At 26.4% G+C, this 557-nt stretch carries 1 protein-coding gene; it reads right to left on the bottom strand.

Annotated features, from left to right (window positions below; all coding sequences use genetic code 11):
* A partial coding sequence (locus tag JWF52_RS18850; protein WP_208335008.1) for an aromatic acid exporter family protein occupies window positions 1-331 on the bottom strand: 331 nt, incomplete at its 3' end.
* Window positions 332-557 lie beyond the last annotated feature (226 nt).

Below are 557 nucleotides of genomic sequence, written 5' to 3' on the forward strand. Positions count from 1 at the left end.
TAGATGTAAATGCTACATTTGCAACAGTTATTGCTGTATTTAATTTAAGGGCATTGCAAATATATATAGTTGCAATAACACCTAATCCACATAAAATCGGATCTCCTGGCTTAATAAGTACCATTAAGAAACCTATTATACCACCTATTATAGTTCCTTTTATTCTATCAAGTCCTGCTTTAAGGGAACCCGTTACTGTATCTTTCATAGATATTATACATGCCACTGCAGAATACATTGGATTTTGTACTATATATTTTCCTGCCATTACACAGCAGCTTACAGCTATACCGCTTTTAATCGTCCTCATTCCAATTTTTTCTAGCTTCAATTATATTCCTCCTAGCTCTTAAATTATAGTTTATATAAGCTATAATCTTATAATCTTTATTTTATTATCTCCATAAATATGTAATTTGTCGATATATTTCCTATGTTTTTTTAATGTTCTTGCTTAAAGTCTATTTTTTATATAAATGTAATCTACTTATATTTTGACAAATACATTATTAATATTTATTATCAGATATATTTTATTATTATTAAATTTTACAATA

Origin of the sequence: Clostridium sp. CCUG 7971, assembly GCF_017590215.1 — a bacterium.
Classification (GTDB): domain Bacteria; phylum Bacillota; class Clostridia; order Peptostreptococcales; family Peptostreptococcaceae; genus Faecalimicrobium.